Genomic DNA, 5,483 nt, shown 5'->3' with positions numbered 1-5,483 from the left:
CCGTACGAACGGCTGCGGGCCACGCTCTCGGAGGCCACCGGAAGCCGCCCGAACACCTCGTCCGCGAAGGCCCGTACGGACGTGTCGTCCTTGGCGCGGGAGTCGGCGGGACGGCCGCTGGTGATCAGGACGGTGGTCCGGGACTTTTCTGCCCCGGTCAGGGCCCGCCGGAGCCCTTCCTCACCCACGCCACGGGTGAATGCCGTCAGCGCGGTCAGTGTGGTGGCGGTGATCAGTACGGTGAGCAGCACGGCGACGGCGAGCGGCCATCGCCCGCGCAGTCGGCGCACGACGAAGCCGAGCACGTGTGGAATCCTCCCCCGTCCGGACCCTCGGTACCGGAGCGCGACGATGCTGTCAGATGGGAGCGAGAGAGGGAAGGGGCTTGCGTGATCGCTGCGACAGGTGCGCAAATGCGATCAGAAAGCTGCGGCGGCAGCGTGGGCGGGACGCGGGGCCGGGCGCCCCGCGCGGACAACGCGACGGGGGAACAGACGCGATGAGGCATCACCAGGAACCGGCTACGGTCGCGACGAAGGCAGCACGCGGGGGCGACGGCTCGCCGATCGTGGTCGTCGACTACGTGCACCACAGCTTCGGCAGCGGAGCACAGGCCGTCCACGCCCTGCGCGGCGTGTCCTTCGAGGTCCGCCGCGGCGAACTCACCGCTCTCAGGGGCCGTTCGGGCTCCGGCAAGACCACCCTGCTCAACCTCGTCGGCGGCCTCGACTCCCCGACCGGTGGCCGCATCACCCTCGACGGCACCGACCTGGCGGCCCTCGACGAGCCGGGCCTGCTCGCCCTGCGCCGCGACCGCATCGGCTTCGTCTTCCAGTCCTTCGGCCTGATACCCGTCCTGACGGCCGCCGAGAACGTCGGCGTTCCGATGCGGCTGCGGCGCGTCCCCGCCAAGGCGCGCGAGGAGCGCGCCCGTACCCTGCTGGCCCTGGTCGGGCTCGCGGACCACGCCGAACAGCGTCCGGGCGAGCTCTCCGGCGGCCAGCAGCAGCGCGTGGCGGTGGCCCGCGCCCTGGCCAACGACCCCGAGCTGATCATCGCGGACGAACCGACGGGCCAGCTCGACTCGGAGACCGGCCGCTCGGTGATGGAACTGCTGCGCGCCGTGGTGCGCAGCGAGTCGGTCACCGTCCTGGTCGCCACCCACGACCCGAACCTGATCGAACTCGCCGACCGCGTCGTGGAACTTCGCGACGGCCGCATCGTCGACACCGACTCCTGAAACACCGACTCATGAGACACCGACTCATGAGCCGGGCGCGTCCGCACCGCTCCGCTGCCGGGGGGGTGACCGTCAGCGAGCTGTCGTAGGCGACATCGACGGCCGGGAGACCGGGAGTCGCGGGCGGCCGGGAGTCGCGGGCGGGCCGCGGTTGCCGAGGAGCGTGCGGCCCCGGAAGGCGATCTCGGGGCGGCCGCGGGCTCCTGACCAGCACCCCCGCGGCCGTCCGGGCCGGAACCCGCCGGAAGGCCGCTGACCAGGAGCGACCGGGTGCGTACCCGGAGCGCACGGCCCGCGTCGTCCCGGAGCGGTCCCGGCGGATCGCCCCTACGATGGGCGGGACCGGCGCGGGCGGCTCGCCGGGCCGCCTGCCCAGAGCACTCGGGGCGGAGACGACGTATGGCACAGGCCGCCGACACAGCGCGGACCGTCATCCTGACCGTGGACGACGACCCGGGGGTCTCCCGGGCCATCGCACGTGACCTGCGGCGACACTACGGCGCCGAGTACCGGATCGTGCGCGCCGAGTCCGGCGAGTCCGCACTGGACGCGCTGCGCGAGCTGAAGCTGCGCGGCGACCTGGTGGCGGTGATCCTCGCCGACTACCGGATGCCGCAGATGAACGGCATCCAGTTCCTCGAACATGCCTTGGCCGTGTACCCGGGCGCCCGACGGGTGCTGCTGACCGCGTACGCCGACACCAACGCGGCCATCGACGCGATCAACGTCGTCGACCTCGACCACTACCTGCTCAAGCCCTGGGACCCGCCGGAGGAGAAGCTCTACCCGGTCGTGGACGATCTGCTCACGGCCTGGCGCACCAGCGACTACCGTCCGGTACCCGCCACCAAGGTGGTCGGGCACCGCTGGTCGGCGCGTTCCTCGGACGTCCGGGAGTTCCTGGCCCGCAACCAGGTGCCGTACCGCTGGTACTCCTCCGACGAACCGGAAGGGCGGCGGCTGCTGGAGGCCGCCGGGGCCGACGACCGGCGGCTACCGCTGGTGATCACGCCCGAGGGCACCGCACTGATCGAACCGGAGGCGCCCGAACTGGCCGCGCACGTGGGGCTCGCGACGACGCCGGCCGCCGATTTCTACGACCTCGTCGTCATCGGCGGCGGCCCCGCCGGGCTCGGCTCGGCGGTGTACGGGGCCTCCGAGGGACTGCGTACCGTACTGGTCGAGCGGTCGGCGACCGGCGGACAAGCCGGCCAGAGCTCCCGCATCGAGAACTACCTCGGCTTCCCGGACGGCGTGTCCGGTGCCCAGCTCACGGAGCGGGCCCGCCGGCAGGCCGGCCGGTTCGGCGCCGAGATCCTCACGGCACGCGAGGTCACGGGGCTGGAGGTCAACGGCGCTGCGCGCGTCGTCCGCTTCTCGGACGGCTCGGTGATCGCCGCCCACAGCGTCATCCTGGCGACCGGTGTGTCGTACCGGCAGCTCCCCGCGCCGGGCTGTGACCAGCTGACCGGCTGCGGGGTGTACTACGGCTCCTCGCTCACCGAGGCGGCCTCCTGCCAGGGGCAGGACGTGTACATCGTAGGCGGCGCCAACTCGGCCGGACAGGCGGCGATGTACCTGGCGCGGGGAGCCAAGTCGGTGACGCTGCTGGTGCGCGGGGAGTCCCTGACGGCGTCGATGTCGTACTACCTGATCCAGCAGATCGAGGAGACTCCGAACATCACCGTGCGTACCCGGACGGTCGTCGAGGCGGCGCACGGCGAGGGGCACCTGGAGCAGCTGACGCTGCGGGACGTGGACGGCGGGGCGAGCGAACTCGTCGACGCGCAGTGGATGTTCGTGTTCATCGGCGCGGCCCCGCGGACGGACTGGCTGGACGGTACGGTTTTGCGCGACGAGCACGGTTTCATCCTGGCCGGGCCGGACCTCACGGCGGACGGGCGCCCGCCGGCCGAGTGGGGACTGGACCGGCCGCCCTACCACCTGGAGACCAGCATTCCCGGCGTGTTCGTGGCGGGCGACGCACGCGCCCAGTCCGCGAAGCGCGTCGCGTCCGCCGTCGGAGAGGGAGCCATGGCCGTGATGCTCGTCCACCGGTACCTGGAGCAGTCATGAGCGGACAGGTCATGCCCTGCAGCCCGCAGGAGATCGCCTCGCTGTTCCTGTTCGAGAAGCTCACCCCCGAACAGCTCGGGCGGCTGTGCGGCGAGGGGCGGGTGGAGCGGTTCGAAGCGGGTCCGGTGTACACCGAGGGCGGCGCGGCCACCTGCTTCTACGTGATGATCGAGGGCACGGTCGTACTGTCCCGCCGGGTCGGCGGCGACGACGTCGAGGTGAGCCGCACCTCGCAGCGCGGCGTGTACGCGGGGGCCATGCAGGCATACCTGGGCGACCAGGTGCCGCAGACGTACACCAACTCGATGCGGGTGACCGAGCCGACGCGGTTCTTCGTGCTGCCCGCGCAGTCGTTCGCGGACATCATGCGGGAATGGTTCCCGATGGCGGCGCACCTGCTGGAGGGGCTGTTCTTCGGCTCCAAGAACACCCAGCGGGCCATCGGACAGCGCGAACGGCTGCTGGCGCTCGGGTCGTTGTCCGCCGGCCTCACCCACGAGCTGAACAATCCGGCGGCGGCGGCCGTCCGGGCCACGGCGACCCTGCGGGAGCGGGTCGGCAAGATGCGGCACAAGCTGGCCCACATCTCCCAGGGCCGGTACTCGCGCGAGACGATCGCCGACCTCATCGAGATCCAGGAGCGCACCGTCGAGCGCGTCGCGAAAGCGACGGCGCTCAGCCCTCTGGAGGCCTCCGACCGGGAGGACGAGCTCGCCGACTGGCTGGACGACCGCGGCATCGCGGAGGGCTGGCGGCTCGCGCCGACCTTCGTGCAGGCCGGCCTGGACACGGACTGGCTGGAACAGGTCGCGTCGACCGTGACCGAGGAGATCCTGCCGTCTGCGATCGGCTGGCTCAACTACACCGTCGAGACCGAGCTCTTGATGGACGAGATCGACGACTCCACCACCCGCATCTCCCACCTCGTGGACGCGGCCAAGCAGTACTCGCAGCTCGACCGCGCCCCGTACCGGGTCGTCGACGTCCACGAGCTCCTCGACAGCACGCTGTTGATGCTGTCCGGCAAGATCGGCTCCCGGGTGCGCGTGGTCAAGGAGTACGACCGCTCCGTGCCGGACGTGCCCGCCTACCCGGCGGAGCTCAATCAGGTGTGGACCAACCTCATCGACAACGCCGTGTTCGCCATCACGAGCACCGGCGGCGAGGGCACGCTGACGGTCCGGACGGCGCGCGAGGGCGACCGCCTGCTGGTGGAGTTCCGCGACACCGGGCCCGGTATCCCGGCGGACATCCGCAGCCGCATCTTCGACCCCTTCTTCACCACCAAGCCGGTCGGCGAGGGCACCGGTCTGGGCCTCGACATCTCCTGGCGGATCGTCGTCAACAAGCACCACGGCAGCCTCCAGGTCGAGTCCGCGCCGGGTGACACCCGGTTCCAGGTGCTGCTGCCCCTGACCGCCCCGGCCCCCCGAACCGGACCCGAGACGGAAACCGCGACCGGAACCGAGAGCGCGACCGAGACCGCTGAGGAGCCCGCATGAGCGACATCGAGGGAATCGACCCGGGCGCCGCGCCCACCGGCACCGGCTGTGTGGAGTGCGACGAACTGGGCGGTTGGTGGTTCCACCTGCGGCGCTGCGCCCAGTGCGGCCACATCGGCTGCTGCGACTCCTCCCCCGCCCAGCACGCCACCGCCCACTGGAAGTCCACCGGCCACCCCTTGGTGCAGAGTTTCGAGCCGGGCGAGGAGTGGTTCTGGAACTACGCCACGGACGCCCTGTACGACTCCGGCCCCGAACTGACCGCTCCGCGCGACCACCCGGCGGACCAGCCGGCCCCGGGCCCGGCCGGCCGGGTACCCGAGGACTGGCCCCGGCGACTGCACCGCTGACCCGCGCCTGCCGCCGTGCGGCGCCCGGCGGCGTCCCTACCGTGGCGCGGGGCCCGTCTGAGGACAAGGTGGCGGGCGACGGTTAAGAGGCCGTCCTGGCCCTGGCCTACCAGGACTGGAAGGACGGTGCCTGGCACCGCGTGACGAACTACGTCGCGGTGGTCAACGGCTCGAAGAGCTGGAGCTTCAAGAACAAGAAGGACGTGAAGGCCTACGCCTGCGACCGCAAGGTCGGCACCACCAAGCTGCTGAACTGCCGCGCCGCCTGGTAAGGACTGTCCCGCTGCCCGAAGGGCGGGCCGTCACCCCTGGTGA

Annotated in this window: 6 protein-coding genes; 5 read left to right on the top strand and 1 reads right to left on the bottom strand. The window is 71.7% G+C overall.

The window, feature by feature from the left end; translation table 11 throughout:
• Positions 1–305 (bottom strand): hypothetical protein (locus tag ACWGIU_RS28175; RefSeq protein WP_453710397.1); only part of this gene is annotated, 305 nt, incomplete at its 3' end.
• Between the two features lie 194 nt (positions 306–499).
• Between ACWGIU_RS28175 and ACWGIU_RS28170 the strand changes: the two genes are divergently transcribed.
• The 5 genes from ACWGIU_RS28170 (at position 500) to ACWGIU_RS28150 (ending at position 5,440) form a co-directional block, all read left to right on the top strand.
• Positions 500–1,240 (top strand): ABC transporter ATP-binding protein, encoded by a 741-nt coding sequence (locus ACWGIU_RS28170; RefSeq protein ID WP_453710395.1) that lies wholly within the window; start codon positions 500–502, stop codon positions 1,238–1,240.
• Between the two features lie 399 nt (positions 1,241–1,639).
• Positions 1,640–3,316 carry an FAD-dependent oxidoreductase gene (locus ACWGIU_RS28165; RefSeq protein WP_453710393.1) on the top strand — a complete coding sequence of 559 codons (1,677 nt, stop codon included), beginning with the start codon at positions 1,640–1,642 and terminating at the stop codon, positions 3,314–3,316.
• Positions 3,313–4,818 (top strand): ATP-binding protein, encoded by a 1,506-nt coding sequence (locus tag ACWGIU_RS28160; protein WP_453710391.1) that lies wholly within the window; start codon positions 3,313–3,315, stop codon positions 4,816–4,818. Before ACWGIU_RS28165 ends, ACWGIU_RS28160 begins: the two co-directional genes overlap by 4 nt.
• The gene (locus ACWGIU_RS28155; RefSeq protein ID WP_453710389.1) at positions 4,815–5,168 is read left to right on the top strand and encodes a UBP-type zinc finger domain-containing protein; all 354 of its coding nucleotides are present in this window, start codon (positions 4,815–4,817) and stop codon (positions 5,166–5,168) included. The genes ACWGIU_RS28160 and ACWGIU_RS28155 overlap by 4 nt, the downstream gene beginning before the upstream one ends.
• A gap of 140 nt (positions 5,169–5,308) precedes the next feature.
• Positions 5,309–5,440: a hypothetical protein gene (locus ACWGIU_RS28150; protein WP_453710387.1), complete on the top strand. Its 132-nt coding sequence runs from the start codon at positions 5,309–5,311 to the stop codon at positions 5,438–5,440.
• Positions 5,441–5,483: the final 43 nt, after the last annotated feature.

It is taken from the genome of Streptomyces sp. NPDC054840 (assembly GCF_053611065.1).
This window is presented reverse-complemented; position numbering and strand designations above follow the sequence as displayed.

Coding starts and splice junctions, on each gene's coding strand:
- ACWGIU_RS28165 (WP_453710393.1), top strand. CDS start 1,640: ATGGCACAGGCCGCCGACACAGCGCGGACCGTCATCCTGACCGTGGAC.
- ACWGIU_RS28155 (WP_453710389.1), top strand. CDS start 4,815: ATGAGCGACATCGAGGGAATCGACCCGGGCGCCGCGCCCACCGGCACC.
- ACWGIU_RS28170 (WP_453710395.1), top strand. CDS start 500: ATGAGGCATCACCAGGAACCGGCTACGGTCGCGACGAAGGCAGCACGC.
- ACWGIU_RS28160 (WP_453710391.1), top strand. CDS start 3,313: ATGAGCGGACAGGTCATGCCCTGCAGCCCGCAGGAGATCGCCTCGCTG.